General features: G+C 50.6%; 18 protein-coding genes. All 18 read left to right on the top strand.

Features of this window, described 5'->3' with window-relative positions:
• Window positions 1-22: 22 nt before the first annotated feature.
• The 18 genes from HMPREF9469_RS18500 (at window position 23) to rimM (ending at window position 20167) form a co-directional block, all read left to right on the top strand.
• On the top strand, window positions 23-1411 hold the full coding sequence (locus HMPREF9469_RS18500) for a Wadjet anti-phage system protein JetA family protein (protein ID WP_007864952.1): 1389 nt from the start codon (window positions 23-25) through the stop codon (window positions 1409-1411).
• Window positions 1401-2198, top strand: a complete 798-nt coding sequence (locus HMPREF9469_RS18495) for a DUF4194 domain-containing protein (protein WP_007864949.1) — start codon at window positions 1401-1403, stop codon at window positions 2196-2198. Before HMPREF9469_RS18500 ends, HMPREF9469_RS18495 begins: the two co-directional genes overlap by 11 nt.
• Window positions 2185-5607: an ATP-binding protein gene (locus HMPREF9469_RS18490; RefSeq protein WP_007864947.1), complete on the top strand. Its 3423-nt coding sequence runs from the start codon at window positions 2185-2187 to the stop codon at window positions 5605-5607. Before HMPREF9469_RS18495 ends, HMPREF9469_RS18490 begins: the two co-directional genes overlap by 14 nt.
• 95 nt (window positions 5608-5702) lie before the next feature.
• Window positions 5703-7061, top strand: coding sequence for a citrate/2-methylcitrate synthase (locus tag HMPREF9469_RS18485; RefSeq protein ID WP_007864935.1), 1359 nt, complete (start codon window positions 5703-5705; stop codon window positions 7059-7061).
• 282 nt (window positions 7062-7343) lie between these two features.
• Window positions 7344-8675 carry an enolase C-terminal domain-like protein gene (locus HMPREF9469_RS18480; RefSeq protein WP_007864932.1) on the top strand — a complete coding sequence of 444 codons (1332 nt, stop codon included), beginning with the start codon at window positions 7344-7346 and terminating at the stop codon, window positions 8673-8675.
• Window positions 8676-8736: 61 nt separating this feature from the next.
• A complete protein-coding gene (locus HMPREF9469_RS18475; RefSeq protein ID WP_007864929.1) occupies window positions 8737-10113 on the top strand; it encodes a GntP family permease in 1377 nt (458 codons plus the stop codon).
• 125 nt (window positions 10114-10238) lie between these two features.
• Window positions 10239-10448: a DUF4177 domain-containing protein gene (locus HMPREF9469_RS18470; RefSeq protein WP_007864926.1), complete on the top strand. Its 210-nt coding sequence runs from the start codon at window positions 10239-10241 to the stop codon at window positions 10446-10448.
• Window positions 10449-10704: 256 nt separating this feature from the next.
• Entirely contained in the window at window positions 10705-11451 is a 747-nt protein-coding gene (locus tag HMPREF9469_RS18465; RefSeq protein ID WP_007864923.1) for a 5-formyltetrahydrofolate cyclo-ligase, read from the top strand.
• A 14-nt stretch (window positions 11452-11465) separates the two neighbouring features.
• Complete coding sequence (locus HMPREF9469_RS18460) at window positions 11466-12998, top strand: ABC transporter ATP-binding protein (protein WP_007864921.1); 1533 nt, start codon at window positions 11466-11468, stop codon at window positions 12996-12998.
• Window positions 12985-14064 carry an ABC transporter permease gene (locus tag HMPREF9469_RS18455; protein ID WP_007864918.1) on the top strand — a complete coding sequence of 360 codons (1080 nt, stop codon included), beginning with the start codon at window positions 12985-12987 and terminating at the stop codon, window positions 14062-14064. The genes HMPREF9469_RS18460 and HMPREF9469_RS18455 overlap by 14 nt, the downstream gene beginning before the upstream one ends.
• The gene (locus HMPREF9469_RS18450) at window positions 14061-15002 is read left to right on the top strand and encodes an ABC transporter permease (RefSeq protein ID WP_007864916.1); all 942 of its coding nucleotides are present in this window, start codon (window positions 14061-14063) and stop codon (window positions 15000-15002) included. The genes HMPREF9469_RS18455 and HMPREF9469_RS18450 overlap by 4 nt, the downstream gene beginning before the upstream one ends.
• A 54-nt stretch (window positions 15003-15056) precedes the next feature.
• A complete protein-coding gene (locus tag HMPREF9469_RS18445; RefSeq protein WP_007864914.1) occupies window positions 15057-16121 on the top strand; it encodes a BMP family protein in 1065 nt (354 codons plus the stop codon).
• Window positions 16122-16300: 179 nt separating this feature from the next.
• Window positions 16301-17167 (top strand): MerR family transcriptional regulator, encoded by an 867-nt coding sequence (locus tag HMPREF9469_RS33370; protein WP_007864911.1) that lies wholly within the window; start codon window positions 16301-16303, stop codon window positions 17165-17167.
• A gap of 89 nt (window positions 17168-17256) precedes the next feature.
• Entirely contained in the window at window positions 17257-17601 is a 345-nt protein-coding gene (ylxM, locus tag HMPREF9469_RS18435) for a YlxM family DNA-binding protein (RefSeq protein ID WP_007864908.1), read from the top strand.
• 31 nt (window positions 17602-17632) lie between these two features.
• On the top strand, window positions 17633-19009 hold the full coding sequence (gene ffh / locus HMPREF9469_RS18430; protein WP_007864905.1) for a signal recognition particle protein: 1377 nt from the start codon (window positions 17633-17635) through the stop codon (window positions 19007-19009).
• A gap of 88 nt (window positions 19010-19097) precedes the next feature.
• Window positions 19098-19340 carry a 30S ribosomal protein S16 gene (gene rpsP / locus HMPREF9469_RS18425; protein ID WP_007864902.1) on the top strand — a complete coding sequence of 81 codons (243 nt, stop codon included), beginning with the start codon at window positions 19098-19100 and terminating at the stop codon, window positions 19338-19340.
• 20 nt (window positions 19341-19360) lie between these two features.
• On the top strand, window positions 19361-19588 hold the full coding sequence (locus tag HMPREF9469_RS18420; protein WP_007864899.1) for a KH domain-containing protein: 228 nt from the start codon (window positions 19361-19363) through the stop codon (window positions 19586-19588).
• Between the two features lie 66 nt (window positions 19589-19654).
• Entirely contained in the window at window positions 19655-20167 is a 513-nt protein-coding gene (gene rimM, locus HMPREF9469_RS18415) for a ribosome maturation factor RimM (RefSeq protein ID WP_007864896.1), read from the top strand.
• Window positions 20168-20278 lie beyond the last annotated feature (111 nt).

Here is a 20278-nt window from a genome sequence, read left to right as displayed (position 1 = left end):
AGGTTGTTACCGGAGGATTAAGATGATACTTATGAATGAAATACCGGACCGGTTTTGGAGCTTATTCCGCTCTATAAACCGGTCTACTTATATTGAAGCGCTATTAAAGATCAATGAGGAATATGAGTACAGCAACTACTTTCTCAGCAGGGAAATGTGCATCCAGCTTCTCAGCGAATATTTTTCCAGAAAAAAGTATGTCCTATGGCAGGACGAGACGGAAGATGACTGGGATACCCTTGAGCCCCCAGCCACCAGGGTCCTGAACTGGCTTTTGAGAAACGGCTGGCTGAGGAAAGTGGATGATTATGCCAATATGACCGTGAATATTGTCATCCCCGATTATGCGGCTGTTATGATCGAAGCATTTGCAAGGCTTGCAAGGGATGAGGAAGATGAAACGGAAATTTATATCCAGAATGTCTATGCCATTCTATTTTCTCTGAAAAATGATCCCCGGTCCAGTATAACCCTTCTCAACACCGCGCTGGTCAATACAAAGAAGCTGAATAAGTCTCTGCAGGATATGCTCCATAATATGGACAAATTCTTCGGCAGCCTTTTGGAGCAGAAAAATTATGAGAGCCTGCTTAAAGAGCATCTGGACCGCTATGTGGAAGAAATTGTAAACAGAAAATACCATATCCTTAAGACTTCCGATAACTTTTATCTGTATAAAACAGATATCAAACGCTGGATCACAGCCATGCGCCAGGACGAGGAATGGATCGGGCAGATGTGCGCAAGGCCCGCTGGTTTCTTTGTGCGGAAACCCTCCAATGTAACCGAGGCAGACGTCATGGAAAAGCTGGATCAGCTGGAACGCGGGTTTAACGACATAGAGCACCGCATTGCCAACATGGACAAGGAACACACCCGCTATGTGCGGGCCACGGTTACCAGGCTCAACTATCTCCTGAATCAGGAGGATAACATGAAGGGACTGGTGGTGCAGCTGCTGAACCATTTATCGGAATATGACTGTCCCCAGGAGGATGTATCATCCATTGGGGCCAGGATGAACCTGTCCCAGGTAAGTATTTTATCGGAACGATCCCTGTACAAAAAGCGCAGGACAAAGACGGATTTTAAAGAACAGTTAAAGGACGAGGCCCTGTCCAGGGAGCTGTCCATGGAGGAGGTCCTGAACCTGAACAAGGTAAAGAACCGCTACAGCAGAAAAGAGATCGAAGGCTTTATTGAAACCCATATGGAAAACGGGATCATGGCAGTGGACAAGGATACTGTTTCCAATGACGAGGAGTTTGAAAAGCTGATCCTGGCTTACGATTATTCCACCCGCTTAAAAAGCGCCTATGAGGTGGAGGACCAGGAACCGGAGATGATACACAACGGCAGATACACCTACCCGGGCTTTGTATTTGCAAGGAGGAAAAATAATGCCATTTGACATACCCTATTATGACGGCCTGATGCAGGAAGAACAGGCCCAGGTCACAGGATCCATACGCCTTTTGCTCCACCAGACATTTATCCTGGAGCGCAAATTTGACAGGCGCACCGGGCGTTTCCAGTATAACCAGGAGTTCCGCGCCTGCAACAAGCATCTGGAATTTATCAGGAACTATTTTGCGGTCAGCGGGGTCGAAGTTCAGGAGAACAGTCAGCTGGGCCTTATCTATATCCAGGGAGAAAATCTCATCGGAGATAAGCTGCCCAAGCTGGCCACTCTCTATCTGCTGGTGCTGAAGCTGATCTACGATGAGCAGATGGAGAGCGTGTCCACCAGCGTCAATATCTACACTACCCTGAGGGAGATCCACGAAAAGCTGGGCAGCTACCGTCTCTTTAAAAAGCAGCCCTCCCCCACGGACATCCGCAGGACAGTCACACTTCTCAAAAAATATCAGATACTGGAGCCACTGGACCTGCTGGAGGACTTAAACAGCGACAGCCGCATGATCATCTATCCCTGCATCAACGTGGTGCTTATGGGGGATGATGCCAGACAGCTGCTGGCATCCTTTGATGAACGGCAGGAGGATGAGGGCGTACAGGGAAAAGCGGACCTTCCGCTTGAGGAACCTGATGTGACGGAAGAAAGCGAATTGGAAGAAAATGAACTTGAGGAAAATGAACCCGAAGAAAATGAACCCGAAGAAAATGGACCCGAGGAAAATGGACCCGAAGAAAAGAACATAGAGGAGAAAGGAGCGTCAGACAATGGAATTGACTGAAATAAACCGGACAGCCCAGGAACATTCCCCTGCTCCACAGGAAGGGACCCCAGGAAAAAGCCGCTTCCTTGCCCTTTCCAGGATCTGTCTGAATAACTGGCACTATATCAGCAGGCGCACCCTCTCCTTTAATGAAAATATCAACTTTTTCACCGGCCATTCGGGAAGCGGCAAATCCACGGTCATTGACGCCATGCAGATCCTTCTGTACGCCAACACGGACGGGCGTGGGTTCTTTAATAAAGCGGCGGCTGATGACTCGGACCGAAGCCTGATCGAGTACCTGAGAGGCATGGTCAACATTGGGGACAACAATGAGTTCTCCTATTTGAGGAACCAGAACTTCAGCTCCACCATTGTGCTGGAGCTGAAGCGCAGTGATACAGGTGAATGCCAGTGCGTGGGGATCGTATTTGACGTGGAGACAGCCACCAATGATATCTCGCGGCGTTTTTTCTGGCATAAAGGCCCTGTTTGGGAAAATGAATACCGCACCGGAAAAAGGACCATGTCCATTGCGGAAGTGGAGTCATACCTTCAGTCCCACTACAACAAAGAGGAGTGCTTTGCAACCTCCCATAATGAACGGTTTCGCAGGATCCTTTACGATACCTATCTGGGCGGGCTGGATCCTGAGAAATTTCCTCTTCTGTTCAAACGCGCCATTCCCTTTCGCATGAATATCAAGCTGGAGGATTTTGTGAAAGAATATATCTGCATGGAAATGGATATCCACATTGAGGATATGCAGGAGAGTGTGATGCAGTACGGGCGCATGAGGAAGAAGATCGAGGATACCTGTGTGGAAATACGGGACCTGGAGGAGATCCGCCAGGCCTTTGCGTCCTATGAGGAAAAGGAAAACCAGATCAAGAAATGCACCTATTTTGTGAAAAAGCTGGAGATTCTGGACCTCCAGACCCAGGTCAGAACTCTGGCCGACAAGCTGAATCTTGCCAAAACAGACCTGCTGCGCCAGGAGGAGGCAAGGGCGGGCGTGGAAACACAGATCGCTGACCTGACGGAACAAAGCGATGACCTGCTGCGCCGGATTGCATCCACCGGGTACGAGGACCTGAAGCAGCAGGCGGAGAGTCTGAACGAGCTGCTGGAGCGCCTGGGAAAAAGTGAAGCCAGGTGGCAGCAGACCACACAGGCGTTAAAATGCTGGGAGGAGGAGGATATCACCTCCAATCAAACCCTTTGGGATATTGAGGAATTTGAAAACCGCACCATTGATGAACACACTCTTTGCCGGTTAAAGGAGTCCATTGGCTCCATGTGCACCGACACGGAAAAGCAGCGCCAGGAAGCGTCCTCTGTGATCCGGGACCTGAAAAACAAAGAAAAGCAGACTAAGGATGAGCTGGAGAAACTGCGCTCCGGAAGCAAGGCATATCCCAAATATCTGGAAAACGCCAGAACCTTCCTGCAGCGCCGTCTGCTGGAGGAGACGGGAAAGGGCGTGGATGTCCATGTTCTGGCCGACCTTTTGGAGGTTAAAAATGCCCAGTGGCGCAATGCGGTGGAGGGCTATCTGGGCAGCCAGAAGCTGAGTCTTGTGGTGGCCCCGGGGTATGCCAGGGCTGCCCTGAAGATCTACGGGGAACTGGACAAAAAAGAATATCACAGCGTGGCCGTGCTGGATACGGAAAAGATTTCGGGAAGCCAGCACGCGGTGCTGCCCAATGCGTTGTCCCGGGAGGTAACGGTCAGGGAGTCCTACATACAGCCCTACATGGATCTGCTCCTGGGCAAGGTCATCAAGTGCCAGACCATAGAGGACCTGCGTGAGTGCCGCATCGGCATTACGCCGGACTGCATGCTGTATCACAGCTACCGGCTGCAGTATATCAATCCGGATCAATACAGCAAATTTGCCTACATTGGCAAGGACAGCATGAGACGGCGCATCCGCCTTCTGGAGCAGGAACTGGAATCCCTGGGCGTCCAGAGAAAGCCCCATGAAGAGGTGGTCAGGGAATGCCAGCGCATCCTCACCCTGGAGCAGCTATCACTGGAGCCTGGAGAGTACATGGAGTGGCTTAAGGATATCGGTTCCTGGAATGAAAAACAGCGCGAGAAAAAGCGGATCCTTCAGAAACTGGAGAAACTGAAGGTTCAGAACGTGGACCAGCTGGAGCAGGAGAGAAAGGCTGTGGTCAGCCTGTGCGATGGCAAAAAGAGGGAGCGGGATGAGCTGCTGAATATGATAAGGGATAAGGAAAATGAGATCAGCCGTTATCAGAATGCGGCCATTGCCCTGAACGTGACCCTGACGGACCAGGAACGGGGATGGGAGACAAACCACGATTTCGAGTCCCAGCTGGCCGGATACCTCTCGTCCAAGGACCACCCCAGATATGACAGGGAAAGGGAGAGTTATGCCGCCAGATGTGTTAAACTTACGGAGAGCAGGGACACGGCCTTCCAAAACCTGATGACCGTACGGACCGATTACCTGAGGCGCTATCCCAACCGAAACTTCCCGGTCAACACAAAGGACAACCAGGCCTATGACCACCTGCTAAAGAGCCTGTCCTGCGACCACCTGGACGAGTACAGAAAAAAGGCGGCCGAACAGGCCAGGGCAGCGGTGGAGCATTTTAAAAATGACTTTATGTACAAGATCCGAAGCGCGATCCGTGAAGCCATGCTGCGAAAGGACGAGCTGAACCGTATCATCAGCCGCCTGGATTTTGGAAAGGATAAATACCAGTTTGTCATTGGACGCAACAGGGGGGCGGACGGCCGGTACTATGATATGTTCATGGACGAGTCCCTGGAGGTAAACCCCTCCGAGCTGGCGGATTCCTTTGATCATCAGATGGACCTGTTCACCGCCCAGCACGAGAACCGGTACGGGGAGCTTATGGGAGAACTCATAAGCATATTCATCCCTCCGGAAAACGCCAATCCCCAGCAGATGGAGGAAGCCAAGCGGAACATGGACAAATATGCCGATTACCGCACTTACCTTTCCTTTGACATGCAGCAGCTGATCCAAAACGAGGATGAGGTCATCAAAATACGCCTGAGCCGGATGATCAAGAAGAATTCAGGCGGAGAGGGCCAGAACCCGTTATATGTAGCTCTTCTTGCCAGCTTTGCCCAGGCCTACCGCATCAATCTCTCCCCCAAGATGGAACGCAATCCCACCATCCGCCTGGTGGTGCTGGATGAAGCGTTCTCCAAAATGGATGCGGAGAAGGTGGCCAGCTGTATTGAACTCATCCGCGGTCTGGGATTCCAGGCCATCATAAGCGCCACCAATGACAAAATCCAGAACTATGTGGAGAACGTGGACAAGACCTTTGTGTTTGCAAATCCCAACAAAAAGTCCATCTCCATCCAGGAATTTGAGAGGGAGCGTTTCCCGGAGCTGATAAAAGATTTGGAAGAGGAATAGGAAAGTATTGCAATAATTTCCAAAATATATTAAAATAGTACTATTACTGATTTTACAGGAGGATACTATATCGAAAACGGAAGGAGACGATTTGCATGATTCAGACAAAGGAATTTTTGGACAATGTGGGTCAGTGGGCAGATATCTGCCTGAATGATGAGAGGATTGATTTAGGGCTCTACGAAAAGTACGAGGTGAAACGTGGGCTTCGTGACAAGAATGGAAACGGCGTGGTTGCCGGATTGACAAAAGTGTCCAAAATTGAGTCCAATAAGGTTGTGGATGGGGTAAAGGTTCCCTGTGAGGGCAAGCTATTCTACCGCGGCTATAATATTTATGATCTCATAGGCGGAGTAGTGAGAGACAACCGGTTTGGTTTTGAGGAGATTGCTTATCTGCTGCTTTTCGGGGAGCTCCCCAATGACGTGGAGCTGTCTAAGTTCAGGGACAGCCTGGCATACAGCCGCACCCTGCCCACCAATTTTGTCCGGGACGTGGTTATGAAAGCGCCGTCCAAGGATATGATGGTTTCCCTGAGCAAGAGTATCCTTACTCTGGCATCCTATGATGACAAGGCGTGGGATATCTCCATTCCCAATGTCCTGAGGCAGAGTATGATGCTGATCAGCGTCATGCCCATGCTGGCCGCATACAGCTATCATGCCTTTAACCATTATGAGCGGGATGGGAGCATGTACATCCACCGTCCGGATGAGAAGCTGTCCACGGCTGAAAACCTGCTGCGCCTGCTGCGTCCTGATATGAAGTATTCCCAGGTGGAAGCCCATGTACTGGATCTGGCGCTGATCCTTCATATGGAGCATGGCGGAGGAAACAACTCCACCTTTACCACCCATGTGGTCACCTCTTCAGGAACCGATACATATTCCGTTGTCTCTGCAGCCCTTGCCTCCTTAAAGGGGCCCAAGCACGGCGGCGCCAACATCAAGGTAGTGGAGATGATGGCAGACCTGAGACAGAATGTAAAGGATTTAAAGGACAGGGATGAGGTGGAATCCTATCTGAAGAAGCTTCTTCACAAGGAAGCATTTGACAGAAAGGGCCTTATCTATGGTATGGGCCATGCGGTCTACTCCAAGTCCGACCCGCGTGCCGAGATCTTTAAGCGCTTTGTCAAGCAGCTTTCAGAGGAGAAGGGACGCATTGACGACTTTGAGCTTTACTCCATGATCGAGGAACTGGGTCCCAAGGTGATCACGGAGGAGCGCAAGATCTATAAGGGCGTCAGCGCCAATGTTGACTTTTACAGCGGCTTTGTATACAGCATGCTGGATATTCCCGAGGAGATGTTCACCCCTATTTTTGCCATTGCCAGGATCGTTGGCTGGAGTGCTCACCGCATTGAGGAGCTGATCAACATGGATAAGATCATCCGCCCTGCTTATACCAGCGTAATGCAGGAAGAGGATTACAAACCATTGTCACTGCGCTGATTTAAAAATCCGGTTTTTGCCGATCAATGATCCGGCTTGTGCAGAAAACATAAAAAGTACACAGGGCTATACAGGATAGATGAGTGGTCACCTATTCTGTATAGCCCTGTTTTTGTGCTGCGGCAAATTATCACCCATATTTTTACAATCATAAAACTATAAATATTTTTAAGAGTAAAAATAAAATTAAGTAATTTGACTAAGTGTAAATATTCCTTTAAAATGAAGATAACAACAAGGAACAGGGATCAGAACTTATCAAACAAAAGGAGAGTAACGAATATGACAACACCTGTAATCACAAAAATGGAAGTGTATCCGGTAGCAGGAAAGGACTGTATGGAGCTGAACCTGAGCGGTGCCCATGCTCCTTATTTCACAAGGAATGTGGTGGTCCTTTACGCGGACAACGGCGAGATGGGCGTGGGCGAGGTCCCGGGAGGCAAAAAGATCACCAATGCCCTGGAGGAATGTATTCCGCTGGTGGAGGGTACAAAGGTCGCCGAGTACAAAAGCACCCTGTTAAAGGTAAAAAAACATCTGGATTCCAAGGGCGAGGAGGATGTGAGAGGCAACCAGACCTTTGATCTGAGGACCGGGGTCCATGTGATCACTGCCATCGAAGCGCCCTGCCTGGATCTGTTAGGAAAGCACCTGGGTGTTCCCGTATGTGAACTGCTGGGAGAGGGACAGCAGAGGGACAAGGTACGGATGCTGGGCTACCTGTTCTTTGTGGGGGACCGCAACAAGACCGATCTGGCTTACGATGCCGAACCGGACGCAGACTGTGAATGGTACAGGATCCGCCATGAGGAGGCCCTTACAGCGGACAGGATCGTGGCCTTTGCCAAAGCTGCCAAGGAAAAATACGGGTTCCAGGATTTCAAGTTAAAAGGCGGCGTCCTTGCGGGTAACGAAGAGATGGATGTGATCCGGGCCTTAAAGAAAGAGTTCCCGGACGCAAGGATCGACCTGGATCCCAACGGAGGATGGCTCCTTGAGGAGGCGGTTGAGTATGTAAAGGGGATGCAGGGCATCCTGACCTATTGCGAGGATCCCTGCGGAGCTGAAGGCGTTTATTCAGGTCGGGAGATCATGAGTGAATTCCGCCGCCGGACCGGATTCCCCACAGCCACCAACATGATCGCCACAGACTGGCGTGAGGTGGGCCATTCCCTGGAATCCCAGGCCGTGGACATTATTTTAGCCGATCCCCATTTCTGGACCATGAACGGTTCCGTGAGGGTGGCCCAGATGTGCCATGATTTCGGATATACATGGGGAAGCCATTCCAACAACCACTTTGACATTTCACTGGCCATGTTTACCCAGGTGGGCGCAGCCGTGCCCGGCGAATACAATGCCCTGGACACCCACTGGATCTGGCAGGAGGGGATGGAACGCCTGACCAAGGAACCATTACAGATCGTGGACGGCTGTGTGGCCGTTCCCAGGAAACCGGGACTTGGCATAGAGGTGGACATGGAACAGGTAAAAAAAGCCCATCAGCTGTACCTGGATCACTGCCTGGGCGGCAGGGATGACTCTGTTGTAATGCAGTATCTGATCCCGGGATGGAAGTTCAATTCCAAGAAGCCCTGTCTTGTCCGTTAATGTTATTTTCCCGCCGTCCTGAACTGTTACAATCACACAAAAGAATAGGAGTCAAACCGTTATGACGAATGAAACACAAATGCTTCTGGGACTGTTTTTAGGCATTGCCGTTATGATATTTCTTGTCATGAAAACAAAGACCCATACATTCATTGCACTGCTCCTGGCAGCACTGATCACAGGTATTGTGGGACATATGAGCCCATCTGAGGCCATTGATGCCATCCAAAACGGCTTTGGAAGCACACTTAAGAGCACCGGCATCATCATCGGCCTTGGGGTCATGATGGGCGGTATCCTGGAAAAGACAGGCGCTGCAGAACGCCTTGCCTACACGTTCATCCGCCTGATCGGCAAGGGAAAGGAGGAGTGGGCACTGGGGATCACGGGATGGTTGGTTTCCATTCCCGTCTTCGCGGACTCTGCCATTGTGATCTTTGCCCCCTTGTGTAAAGCCATGTCCAGGGTCACCGGCAAGTCCGTGGTCGGGCTGGCGCTGGCACTGGCCTGCGGCCTGCAGTGCACCCATGTAATGGTTCCCCCCACACCGGGTCCGCTGACAGCCGCCGGCATGCTGGGAATTGACGTAGGACAGATGATCCTGGCAGGAAGCGGCATGTCCATCCTGATCTTTGTTGCAGCTATCCTGTATGCCAAATGGGTGGGACGCAAGATTTACCAGATCCCCCATGAGGACGGTACATTTGAGCGCATGGACTACAAAAAAGAATACTTAAAGACCATGGACCAGCTGGAGGAGATCATGAATGCCAGGGAACTTCCCGGTCTGGCTCCGTCCCTTGCCCCAATTCTTATCCCCCTGGTGCTGATCCTCTCCAAGACCATAGTTGACTTTGCAGGTATGCCGGAGGGAACCGCATATACCATCATCAGCCTGCTAGGTTCCCCCATCGTAGCCCTGGGTATCGGAACCACCCTGGCTGTCTATGGCCTGGGCGCCAAGATCGACAAGGACAAACTCCTGGGCATCATGAACGACAGCATCAAGGACACCGGAATGATCATGCTGATCACAGGTGCCGGCGGTTCCCTGGGCAATGTAATCAAGGTCAGCGGGATCGGTGACGTGCTGGGCGCCACCGTAGTGTCTTGGCCCATACCGGCCATCCTCATTCCCCTGATCATCGGCGCCCTTATGCGTCTGGCCCTTGGGTCTGCAACCGTGGCCATCACCACGGCCGCATCTCTGACAGCCCCACTGGTCAGCGTTTTGGGAGTGAACCCCATTCTCCTGGCGCAGTCATGTTGTATCGGCGCCATTGCATTCAGCTATTTCAATGACAGCGGATTCTGGGTATTCAACGGAATGTTCGGCCTGACGGACTTAAAGGACCAGTTAAAATGTAAGACGGCCGTATCCATGATCATGACAGGGGTGGGGATAGCAGAACTGCTGGTGCTCAATATGGTTATGTAGAGAAATCAGGAATGATTCCTGAATCTATATACAATCTTTATATGCCCCTTTGAAATTCCAATAGCATCTTTATGAATCATTCTCTTATAATGAAGGCAAATATCAAAAGAGAAAGAGCTGTTATTATGGGGAAATTTGACTATAAATTTGTGGAGGTCCCATTTGACGGGAATTTAAAAACAGGCAATCTGGAGACCTTTGAGCGTTGTAAAGAGATCATTATGAATGAAGCGGCCGATGGATGGAGGCTGATCCAGATCATCAGCCCTGCAGGTGAAAAGAAGTCGCTTAGCGGAAGCTGCAGTTATGAAATCGTGCTGGAAAAAGAGAACTGAACATTTAATACCGGAAATCTCCGGAAACCTGTGTCCGATCAACAGGCTTCCGGGGATTTTTTACGTTCCGGGAAAGGGGACCGTGGCCGGACCACGGCGCCCGAAGAGGGTATAATTCCCCCTCCCCGTGCAATTTTATCTGTGTGTTAATTTTATATTGACAAACATGGAAAAACATACTAATATTAGCTGTGTTAATAATAAGAATGCTCAATATGAGAAAAAACAATAAATACACAAAGGAGAATGCGGGGAAATGAAGATGGACGCAAAAACAGCAAGGGTTAAGATTTGGGAAGAGTTACTTAAAGTTGCAAGGCCGGATTCCAAATTCAGCTGGGAATTTTCAGAGTTTATAGCAGATTACGAGGGCAGTGACAAGGGCGCCGCTCTGCTGGCCTCCACAGATATGTATAAAAATGCAAAGGTGATCTTCATCACCCCTGACAATAACCTGGAAAAACTGCGTGAAACAGCATTCCGGGATAAAAAGACCGTGGTCATGACAAACTATGGGATCACCCGGGGATTTTTCCTCATCAAACCCGAGTTTATCCCCGAAGGAAAAGAGGAGGTCGCATCTTTGCTGGACGGCGTTTCCCGTTACTGGAAGCACCAGACACTGGAGCAGTTAAAGGAATCCGTGGGCCACATCGATATGCTGGTCACAGGCGCTTCCGCCATCACCCCCAGCGGCATCCGTTTTGGCAAGGGACACGGCTACTTTGATCTGGAATGGGCCATGCTGTACACCATGGGCATTGTGGATGAAACTTCCGTTATCGTTGGCGCCGGACATGACTGCCAGGTTGCTGACGTGGATGTTACGGTGGAGGAGTATGATACAGCCATTGACTATATCGTAACCCCTACGCGCATCATTGAGACACGCCACGAATTTCCCAGACCGGTGAAAGGCATTATATGGTGCCGCCTTGCCCCGGGTATGAGAGAGCAGATCCCGCCGGTACAGGAACTGTGGTGCAAAGTACATTGCAAATAAACAGGAGAACATCCATGGACAACCAGACTCCATTACTGGAATTAAAAGGTATTACAAAAACATTCGGCAGCTTTACAGCCAATGAGGACATAAATCTTACCGTATATCCCGGAGAAGTCCATGCCCTTCTAGGCGAAAACGGCGCCGGCAAAAGTACCTTGATGAATGTGATCTATGGGATCTATAAGCCGGACAGGGGAGAAATCCGCCGTTTTGGCAGCCCGGTGAAGATCCAGTCCCCCAAGGACGCCCTGCGTCATGGAATCGGCATGGTCCATCAGCACTTTATGCTGGTGGACGTGTTCTCGGCCATTGAGAACATAGGTCTGATGGGGGATGCGGGGACCTTCTCTATTACAAACCGCAAGAAGATAGAAGAGAACCTGGAACATCTGAAGGAAAAATACGGGATCGATGTGGATCTTCACAGCCCTGTGGAGCAGCTGAGCATCGGCATGCAGCAAAAAGTCGAGATCCTCAAGCTTTTGTACACAGGTGCGGACCTGCTTATATTTGACGAGCCCACGGCGGTTCTCCTGCCCCAGGAATGCGATGGCCTGTTTGAGATCATTTCCAATCTGGTCAGCGAGGGCAAAGGGGTGATCTTTATCAGCCATAAGCTGGACGAAGTCCTGAAGATCAGCAAACGTATCACAGTGCTCACCAAAGGGCGCGTCACAGGTCAGATCGATACCAGGGATGCGGATAAATCCACCATTGTGCGAATGATGGTGGGAGAGGAAGTGAATCCGCCTGAATTTGACAAAAAACAGACCTGCCATGAAAACCAGGTGCCTGTAATCTGCGCCGAGAACCTGGAGGCGGAGGATGACCGAAAAGTCAAAACCCTGAACGGCGTGTCCTTGTCCGTGTACCCGGGAGAGGTGGTAGGAATCGCCAGTGTGGAGGGTAACGGACAGGTGGAGCTGGCCGAAGTGCTGGCAGGGGTCCGCAAAGCCCTGGGCGGCACGGTGCGGATCAATGGTGAGGAGGTTTCCACCAGAAATGCAAAGAACTTTATTGATAAGGGCATTGCATATGTCCCTGCTGACCGTAACTATGTGGGCAGTGTGCCTGATTTCCCTCTCTATGAAAACTGGATCTTAAGGAACAGGAAACCTCCTAAAAAAGGGTGGTTCCTGGATTACCGCTTTATAAAGACCCAGGCAGCCAAAGCCATGATCGACTTTGATGTAAGGGCCAGGGGGATCACTGACAGGAGCGCCAACCTGTCAGGAGGAAACCTGCAGAAGTTTATTTTGGCAAGGGCGCTGAGCAAACACCCCAAAGCCATGATCTGTGCATATCCCACCAGAGGGCTGGATATCAAAGCCACCTGGTTTATCCGTGAAAAGATCCTTAAGGCACGGGAAGACGGAATGGGGCTCCTTCTCCTGTCCGGGGATTTTGAGGAGCTGTTTGCCCTTTCGGACCGCATTGTGGTCCTTTACCGGGGCAGGATCGTGGGAGAGGTGGTTCCTGAAAAGACCACGGTCCGGGAAGTAGGTATGATGATGATGGGGGTGACGGCAGATGAAACTACTTGATTCCATGCAGGAAGCCGGGACAGCGGTCAAATGTCTCATTACCCTGGCCGCCGTGCTGGCCGCCCTTTTGATCGGAGGCATTTTTATCGCCATCCTCCGCGTTGACCCTTTGGAGGCCTATTATTACCTTCTGGTACGGCCCTTCCGCTCCTTTAGAAGCATTGGAGAAATTTCCGTAAAGCTGGTGCCCATCCTGATCGTGGGACTGGGAGTATCCTTTACGTTCCAGGCCAAGCTGAGCAATCTGGGCGGGGAGGGGCAGATTTGCCTGGGCGCCATCGGCATGACCATTGTGGGGATCTCCCCTCTTGCAAAAAGCCTGGGGCCCGTGTGGCTTCCCCTGGGAATCCTGACCGCAGCCGTATTCGGCGCACTGTGGGCCGGGATCGCAGGCTTTTTTAAGACACAGTTCGGGGCCAGTGAGATCATTACAACACTGCTCCTGAATTACATAGCAGTGCAGTTTTTAAGCTACTGCGTCTATTATCCTCTTAGGGATTCCAAGGGAAATATCCCCCAGTCCGCCAAGGTGGCTTCCACACTGCCAAAGCTCTTTGAAGGTTCCCGTATGAATGCGGGTATCCTCATTGCCCTGGCCGGTTTTGTGATCTACTGGATCGTCATCAAAAAGACCAGCTTCGGATACCGACTGAGGGTCCTGGGCGGCAGCATCAAGGCCGCTGCCTTTGGAGGCATCAGCCAGAAAAAATATTATCTGTCAGCCATGCTGGTCAGCGGTGCGTTTGCAGGAGTGGCCGGAGCCATTGAGATCGCAGGCACCCAGACCCGTCTGCTGGAAGGCCTGGCCGGCTCCTACGGATTTGACGGAGTGGTGGCGGCGCTGTTGGGAATGCTCCATCCTGTGGGGGTCCTGGTATCATCCATTCTTCTGGCAGCCCTTTCCTCGGGCGCGGAGACCATGCAGGTAAAAACAGGTGTTTCCTCCCTGTTCCTCAATGTGCTCCAGGCCCTGATCGTACTGTTCATCCTGCTGGGCTTCAGCTTTTTCGGAGCAGCGGGAAAGAAGAAACAGTCTGACAAAAGAATAGGAGAGGTGAAAAAATGAGTGAGATCTTAACAGCGGCATTTTTGGTTCCTCTTTTTACAGCAGGCGTGCGCATGAGCGTACCGTTGATATTCGGTTCAGTGGGTGACGTGGTGTCAGAGCGTTCCGGTGTGATGAACATCGGCCTGGAAGGTGAGATGCTGGTAAGCGCCCTCATATCCTTTATGGCAGCTTACCATTCATCCAGTATAGTCATTGGCATCCTGGCCGGAGGACTGGCAGGAATGTGCGGGGCCCTGCTCATCGCATTCTGGGGCGTCAGCCGCAAGCAGGACCAGTCCGTGGTGGGCATCATGTTCAATATCTTTGCCCTTGGCTTTACTAACTTCCTGTACAGGGCCGTGTATGGCGTGAGTACGGATAAGATCAAAGTGGACATATTAAAGAATATTGAGATCCCTGTTCTGTCCCGCATCCCGTTTATCGGTGATATTTTCTTCAAACACAATGTACTTGTGTACATTGCGCTCATAGCCGCTGCCCTTGTATGGTTCCTGCTAAAATATACCAACCTGGGACTTAAAGTGGATGCTGCAGGGGAAAATCCCAGGGCCGCGGCCGCGGCCGGCATCAATGTGGTGAAGATCAGATACAGCACCTATATGTTCAGCGGCTTTATGGCAGGCATCGGAGGCGCATTCCTTTCCTGCGGCATAGTGGGGACATTTACGGAAAATATGTCCTCGGGCCGCGGCTTTATCTGTCTGGCCATCACCATCCTTGCCAGGTGGAACCCTGTGTTTGCGGTATGCGCCGCATTCATGTTCGGTACGGTGGAAGCTTTGCAGCTGCGGCTCCAGGCGCTGGGGTCCCCCCTTCCGTACCAGTTTTTTGTGGCCCTTCCTTATGCGGTGACGCTCATCAGTCTTGTGATATTCGGACGCAATATCCATGCTCCCCGGTATCTGGGACAAATATATAATAAGGAAAGCCGGTAACCGGCCTATTTACCTGCTTGGCAGGATTAATATAATACAAAAGGAGACGTAATTATGAAAAAGAGCAAACAAGTAGTATCCCTTCTTCTGTGTGCCGCCATGGCAGCATCTGTGATCACAGGCTGCGGCAGCAAAGCAGAAGAAACCACCAAGGCAGCTGAAACAGAAAAAACAGAGGCAGCCCAGGAACAAGGTGAAAAAGCCGCTGCCGGGGAAGTATCCAAGATTGCTATCCTTCTCCCAGGCTTTATCACGGACAAATCCTGGAACCAGGGCGCTTATGAGGGCCTTAAGGAACTGGAATCCCAGGGCTATGGGATCGCCTATACAGAGGATGTGCAGGCAGCTGACATGGAGTCCACCTTCAGAAGCTACTGCGAGGAGGATTATGACTTTGTGATCGGACACGGCGTGCAGTACGGAGACGCCTGCGTCCGCGTGGCTGAGGATTATCCTGAAAAATATTTCTTCATCACAGGAAACCCGCCTGAAGGCGAAGAAGCCCCATCCAACATTGCTTTCTATGATTACAAGGAGTATGAGGGCGCATACGTGTGCGGCGTGCTGGCAGCAGTGCAGAGCCAGAGCGGCGTGATCGGCTACATCGGCGGCGGAGACAACAGCACGCAGGCTTCCGATAAAAACGCATTTGTGGAAGGCGCAAAGGCAGCCAGACCTGACGTGGAAGTAAAAACAGTGATCACCGGCACCTTTAATGATTCCTCCAAGGGAAAAGAAACCGCCCTGGCCATGATCGAGCAGGGTGTTGACGTGATCCTTCAGACCTGCGATGAGACAGGGCTTGGAGCATTTGAGGCATGTGAGGAAAAGGGTGTGTTCTGTATCGGATATACCTCCGACCAGGCATCCCTGGTAAAGGACGACCTGTGCCTTACCTCCCTTATGGTAAGTATCCCCACCATGATCACCTCCCAGATCGACATCATCAATGCAGGCACCTTCGGCGGACTTGAAAACCCCGGTTTAAAGGAAGGCGTTATCAGTATCGCCCCTTACAGCAGCAAGGCGACTGATGAGGCAAAGGCAGCAGCTGACGAGGCAAAGGAAAAGATCATCAGCGGAGAGATCGTCCTGACCCCCAACTACAACAGCAACTAAATATTCCATAATTTTACAGTCCGGGGTGGAATGATCCGCTTCGGGCTGCTTTTTATGGCTATCACAAGGGATTATAAAAATTTCTCTATCATTTCCCCATTATTTCCAAAAATATACTTGACTGTACAGTTCCTGTATAGTTTACAATCAATGTATCCCAGGAAAGGAGGGTGCGTTGTATGAAGATGAAAGAAGCAGAAGCCAGAACCGGGCTGGACCGAAAAAACATCCGGTACTATGAAAGCGAAGAACTGCTGGAGCCCGGGCGCACGGAAGGAAACCGGTACAGGGATTACAGCGAGGAGGACATTGTACGGCTTTTGGAGATCAAGCTTTTCAGGCAGCTTGGCATTCCCATAAAAGATATACGCGGCTATTATGAGGGACGCATAGGATTGGGGGAAATGATGCGGATGCGCCGCAGCCAGATCGATGGAGAGGTGGAGCAGCTAAAAAAGATGGGGCAGATGTGCACCCGTCTGGAAGAGAGAATACAGCTGAGCCCCGTGGAGATCGGTCAGTGTCTTAAGGAGATCCATGAGGATGAAAAACAGGGCTTCCTGTTCCAGAACATCAAAAAAGACTGGATTTTGTTTAAAAAGGAACTTCATGGCCAGTACATTTATTTTGAACCCCAGGAAGAGATCCTGAACCCCACTGACTTTGCACGGGAAACCGCTATCTATGCCCAAAGGAACCATCTTGACTATGAAACGATCAGACTGGAGAAAACATATGCCCTGATCCGGCTGGAGGGGATCGCGTACCAGGCTTCATTTACCTTTGGTCCCTGTTTCCGTCTCGCAAGGCTGCCGCTCGTCAAGCTGACCCGCTGCAACCCCCCGAAAAATGTAATGTCCACGGGCAAATACCTGTTCTTCTCCCTGGTTCCCATCATGGTTGCCATGTTTGGGATCGGGTTCAGCCTGATCGGATCCCAGTTTTATCCGGGCCATGGCCAGCTGTACCGCTCCGTGACAGTCATCTGTCTCCTGGCCGCTATTTTTATCTATGCTGGCTGTAAAAATGTACATTATAACGGGTAAATAAAAATTTATAAAAACTTTCAGGGAATGTCAAGTAAAAATGCTTGACATTCTTTCTGCCATCGTGTATGATATCACAGGTGGTTGAAATGGAAAAGATTGTGGAACAAGGTTTACTTTATGATTTTTATGGAGAACTGCTGACAGAACACCAGCGCAAAGTGTATGAGGACGTGGTGTTTAATGATCTTTCTCCCAGCGAGATAGCAGGAGAACTGGGGATCAGCCGTCAGGGTGTCCATGATCTGATGAAACGATGTGACAAGATACTGGAAGAATATGAGGCCAAGCTTCATCTGGTGGCCAAATTCATGAAAATCCGGGATATGGCCAGGGAAGTGGAACACCTGGCAGACGAATGTGCCCGAACCGGAGATATGGCCCTGATCGGCCGGATCCGCAGATTGTCGGGAGAAATCACCGGCACCCTGTAACCCGCAGCGGTGCGGCCCTTAGGAGGTATTCATGGCTTTTGAAAGCTTATCCGATAAATTACAGAATGTATTCAAAAACCTGCGCGGCAAGGGCAGACTGACAGAGGCAGATGTAAAAGCTGCTTTAAAGGAAGTTAAGATGGCCCTGCTTGAGGCAGATGTGAGTTTCAAGGTAGTAAAGCAGTTTGTCAGCTCGGTTCAGGATCGGGCGGTTGGGGAAGATGTATTCGGCAGTCTGACCCCCGGACAGACGGTTATCAAGATCGTAACGGAAGAGCTGGTAAAGCTCATGGGTTCCGAAACCACGGAGATTGCCCTGAAACCGGGCAACGAGATCACCATCATTATGATGGCAGGCCTTCAGGGTGCTGGTAAGACCACCACCACGGCCAAGATCGCGGGCAAGATGAAAGCCAAAGGCAAAAAGCCTCTTCTTGCAGCCTGCGATGTATATCGTCCTGCGGCCATTAAACAGCTGCAGATCAACGGAGAGAAAGTCGGCGTCCCTGTCTTCACCATGGGGGACAGGAATAAACCGGTGGACATTGCCAAAGCCGCTGTGGAGCATGCGGCTAAGAACGGAATGAACCTGGTCATACTGGATACTGCCGGCCGCCTTCACATAGACGAAGGCATGATGGAAGAACTGGTGGAGATTAAGGATCATGTGGACGTATACCAGACCATACTGGTGGTAGACGCCATGACCGGACAGGATGCGGTCAACGTATCCGGCACATTTAATGAAAAAATTGGTATTGACGGTGTCATCCTCACAAAGCTGGATGGCGATACCCGAGGCGGTGCGGCGCTTTCCATCCGCGCTGTCACAGGGAAACCGATCCTATATGTTGGTATGGGCGAGAAGTTGTCCGATCTGGAGCAGTTCTATCCGGACCGCATGGCTTCCAGGATCCTGGGAATGGGAGATATCCAGTCCCTGATTGAAAAAGCAACGGCCGAGGTAGATGAAGAGCAGGCCAGGGAACTGAGCCAGAAGCTGCGCAAAGCGGAATTTGACTATAATGATTTCCTGACCCAGATGCAGCAGATCAAAAAGATGGGCGGTATGGGAAGTATCCTCTCCATGATGCCGGGCATGGGCAGCCAGCTCTCCGGTGTGGATATGGATGAGGGCGAGAAATCCATGCGCAGGGTGGAATCCATTATCCTTTCCATGACCAAGGAGGAAAGGGACAATCCCAACCTGATGAACCCCTCCAGAAAGCAGCGCATTGCCAAGGGCGCAGGCGTGGAGGTCAGTGAAGTCAACCGCCTGGTCAAACAGTTCGACCAGATGAAGAAGATGATGAAACAGATGCCCGGCCTTATGGGCGGCGGCAAAAAGCGGGGCGGCTTCGGCGGTCTTGGCGGACTTATGGGCGGTAAGATGAAATTTCCATTTTAAGGCCCCGGTAACACAATACATTAAGCTAGTCAAACAGGATATCCTGTATGTCTAATATAAGAACAAATCACAAGGAGGTGAAAATCACATGGCAGTAAAGATGAGATTAAAAAGAATGGGACAGAAGAAGGCTCCTTTCTATAGAATCGTAGTTGCTGATTCCAGATCCCCAAGAGATGGAAAGTTCATCGAGGAGATCGGTTATTATGATCCAACCAGAGAACCAAGCGTAATCAAGTTTGACGAGGAAGCGACTAAGAAGTGGATCGCAACAGGCGCACAGCCTACTGAGACTGTTGGAAAACTCTTAAAGATCGCCGGCATTCAGTAAGACTCAAATGAGGTGGAGAGATGAAGGAATTAGTCGAAGTGATTGCGAAAGCACTGGTCGATAACCCAGATGAAGTTGTCGTTACCGAATCAATGAAGGGCGAAGATACATTGATCGAACTTAAGGTGTCTCCTGCCGATATGGGCAAGGTCATTGGCAAACAGGGCAGGATCGCAAAAGCAATCCGTTCCGTAGTCAAGGCCGCTGCATCCAAAGAAGACAAGAAAGTAATTGTTGAGATTCAGTAATTGATGGACCGCCGGCCCCTGGGCTGGCGGTTTGTTTCTTGCTAGGTGAGAAAGGTTATATATTATATGGAAGACATGCTCAGAGTAGGCGTTATCACATCTACCCATGGAGTGAGGGGAGAGGTAAAGGTATTTCCCACAACAGATGACCCCAAACGCTTTAACGAATTAAAAGAAGTTATACTTGACACAGGAAAAGAACAGATACCTCTTGAGATTGAACAGGTGAAGTATTTTAAAAACATGGTCATTCTCAAATTCAAGGGATATGACAATATAAATGATATTGAAAAATACAAATCCAAAGACCTGCTCATTACCAGGGACCATGCGGTGGAACTGGGACCGGATGAATACTTTATCACAGACCTCATAGGACTTCAGGTGCTTACAGAGGACGGGGAAGCCCTTGGCGTCCTGAAGGACGTACTGGAAACAGGCGCCAATGACGTTTATGTGGTAGAGATGAAAAACGGCAGGGAGCTGTTAATACCCGCCATCAAGGACTGCATCCTGGATGTGGATACGGAACAGGGGACCATGACCGTACATCTTCTGGAAGGTTTGATGGATTTGTAAAACGAAAGGCAGTGAAGTGGGTACGGGTCAGAAAGTTCACCCCTGCAAAAACGAATGATTAAGGAGCCGGCCCTCCAGTAACTTGGGGCCGGCGTTTTTAGGGTTACGTAC

This window comes from [Clostridium] citroniae WAL-17108, assembly GCF_000233455.1.
Lineage (GTDB): Bacteria > Bacillota > Clostridia > Lachnospirales > Lachnospiraceae > Enterocloster > Enterocloster citroniae.
This window is presented reverse-complemented; position numbering and strand designations above follow the sequence as displayed.

What these genes read in the sequence shown, in the direction of transcription:
- HMPREF9469_RS18500 (WP_007864952.1), top strand. Translation starts at nt 23, where the DNA reads ATGATACTTATGAATGAAATACCGGACCGGTTTTGGAGCTTATTCCGC.
- HMPREF9469_RS18495 (WP_007864949.1), top strand. Translation starts at nt 1,401, where the DNA reads ATGCCATTTGACATACCCTATTATGACGGCCTGATGCAGGAAGAACAG.
- HMPREF9469_RS18490 (WP_007864947.1), top strand. Translation starts at nt 2,185, where the DNA reads ATGGAATTGACTGAAATAAACCGGACAGCCCAGGAACATTCCCCTGCT.
- HMPREF9469_RS18485 (WP_007864935.1), top strand. Translation starts at nt 5,703, where the DNA reads ATGATTCAGACAAAGGAATTTTTGGACAATGTGGGTCAGTGGGCAGAT.
- HMPREF9469_RS18480 (WP_007864932.1), top strand. Translation starts at nt 7,344, where the DNA reads ATGACAACACCTGTAATCACAAAAATGGAAGTGTATCCGGTAGCAGGA.
- HMPREF9469_RS18475 (WP_007864929.1), top strand. Translation starts at nt 8,737, where the DNA reads ATGACGAATGAAACACAAATGCTTCTGGGACTGTTTTTAGGCATTGCC.
- HMPREF9469_RS18470 (WP_007864926.1), top strand. Translation starts at nt 10,239, where the DNA reads ATGGGGAAATTTGACTATAAATTTGTGGAGGTCCCATTTGACGGGAAT.
- HMPREF9469_RS18465 (WP_007864923.1), top strand. Translation starts at nt 10,705, where the DNA reads ATGAAGATGGACGCAAAAACAGCAAGGGTTAAGATTTGGGAAGAGTTA.
- HMPREF9469_RS18460 (WP_007864921.1), top strand. Translation starts at nt 11,466, where the DNA reads ATGGACAACCAGACTCCATTACTGGAATTAAAAGGTATTACAAAAACA.
- HMPREF9469_RS18455 (WP_007864918.1), top strand. Translation starts at nt 12,985, where the DNA reads ATGAAACTACTTGATTCCATGCAGGAAGCCGGGACAGCGGTCAAATGT.
- HMPREF9469_RS18450 (WP_007864916.1), top strand. Translation starts at nt 14,061, where the DNA reads ATGAGTGAGATCTTAACAGCGGCATTTTTGGTTCCTCTTTTTACAGCA.
- HMPREF9469_RS18445 (WP_007864914.1), top strand. Translation starts at nt 15,057, where the DNA reads ATGAAAAAGAGCAAACAAGTAGTATCCCTTCTTCTGTGTGCCGCCATG.
- HMPREF9469_RS33370 (WP_007864911.1), top strand. Translation starts at nt 16,301, where the DNA reads ATGAAGATGAAAGAAGCAGAAGCCAGAACCGGGCTGGACCGAAAAAAC.
- ylxM (WP_007864908.1), top strand. Translation starts at nt 17,257, where the DNA reads ATGGAAAAGATTGTGGAACAAGGTTTACTTTATGATTTTTATGGAGAA.
- ffh (WP_007864905.1), top strand. Translation starts at nt 17,633, where the DNA reads ATGGCTTTTGAAAGCTTATCCGATAAATTACAGAATGTATTCAAAAAC.
- rpsP (WP_007864902.1), top strand. Translation starts at nt 19,098, where the DNA reads ATGGCAGTAAAGATGAGATTAAAAAGAATGGGACAGAAGAAGGCTCCT.
- HMPREF9469_RS18420 (WP_007864899.1), top strand. Translation starts at nt 19,361, where the DNA reads ATGAAGGAATTAGTCGAAGTGATTGCGAAAGCACTGGTCGATAACCCA.
- rimM (WP_007864896.1), top strand. Translation starts at nt 19,655, where the DNA reads ATGGAAGACATGCTCAGAGTAGGCGTTATCACATCTACCCATGGAGTG.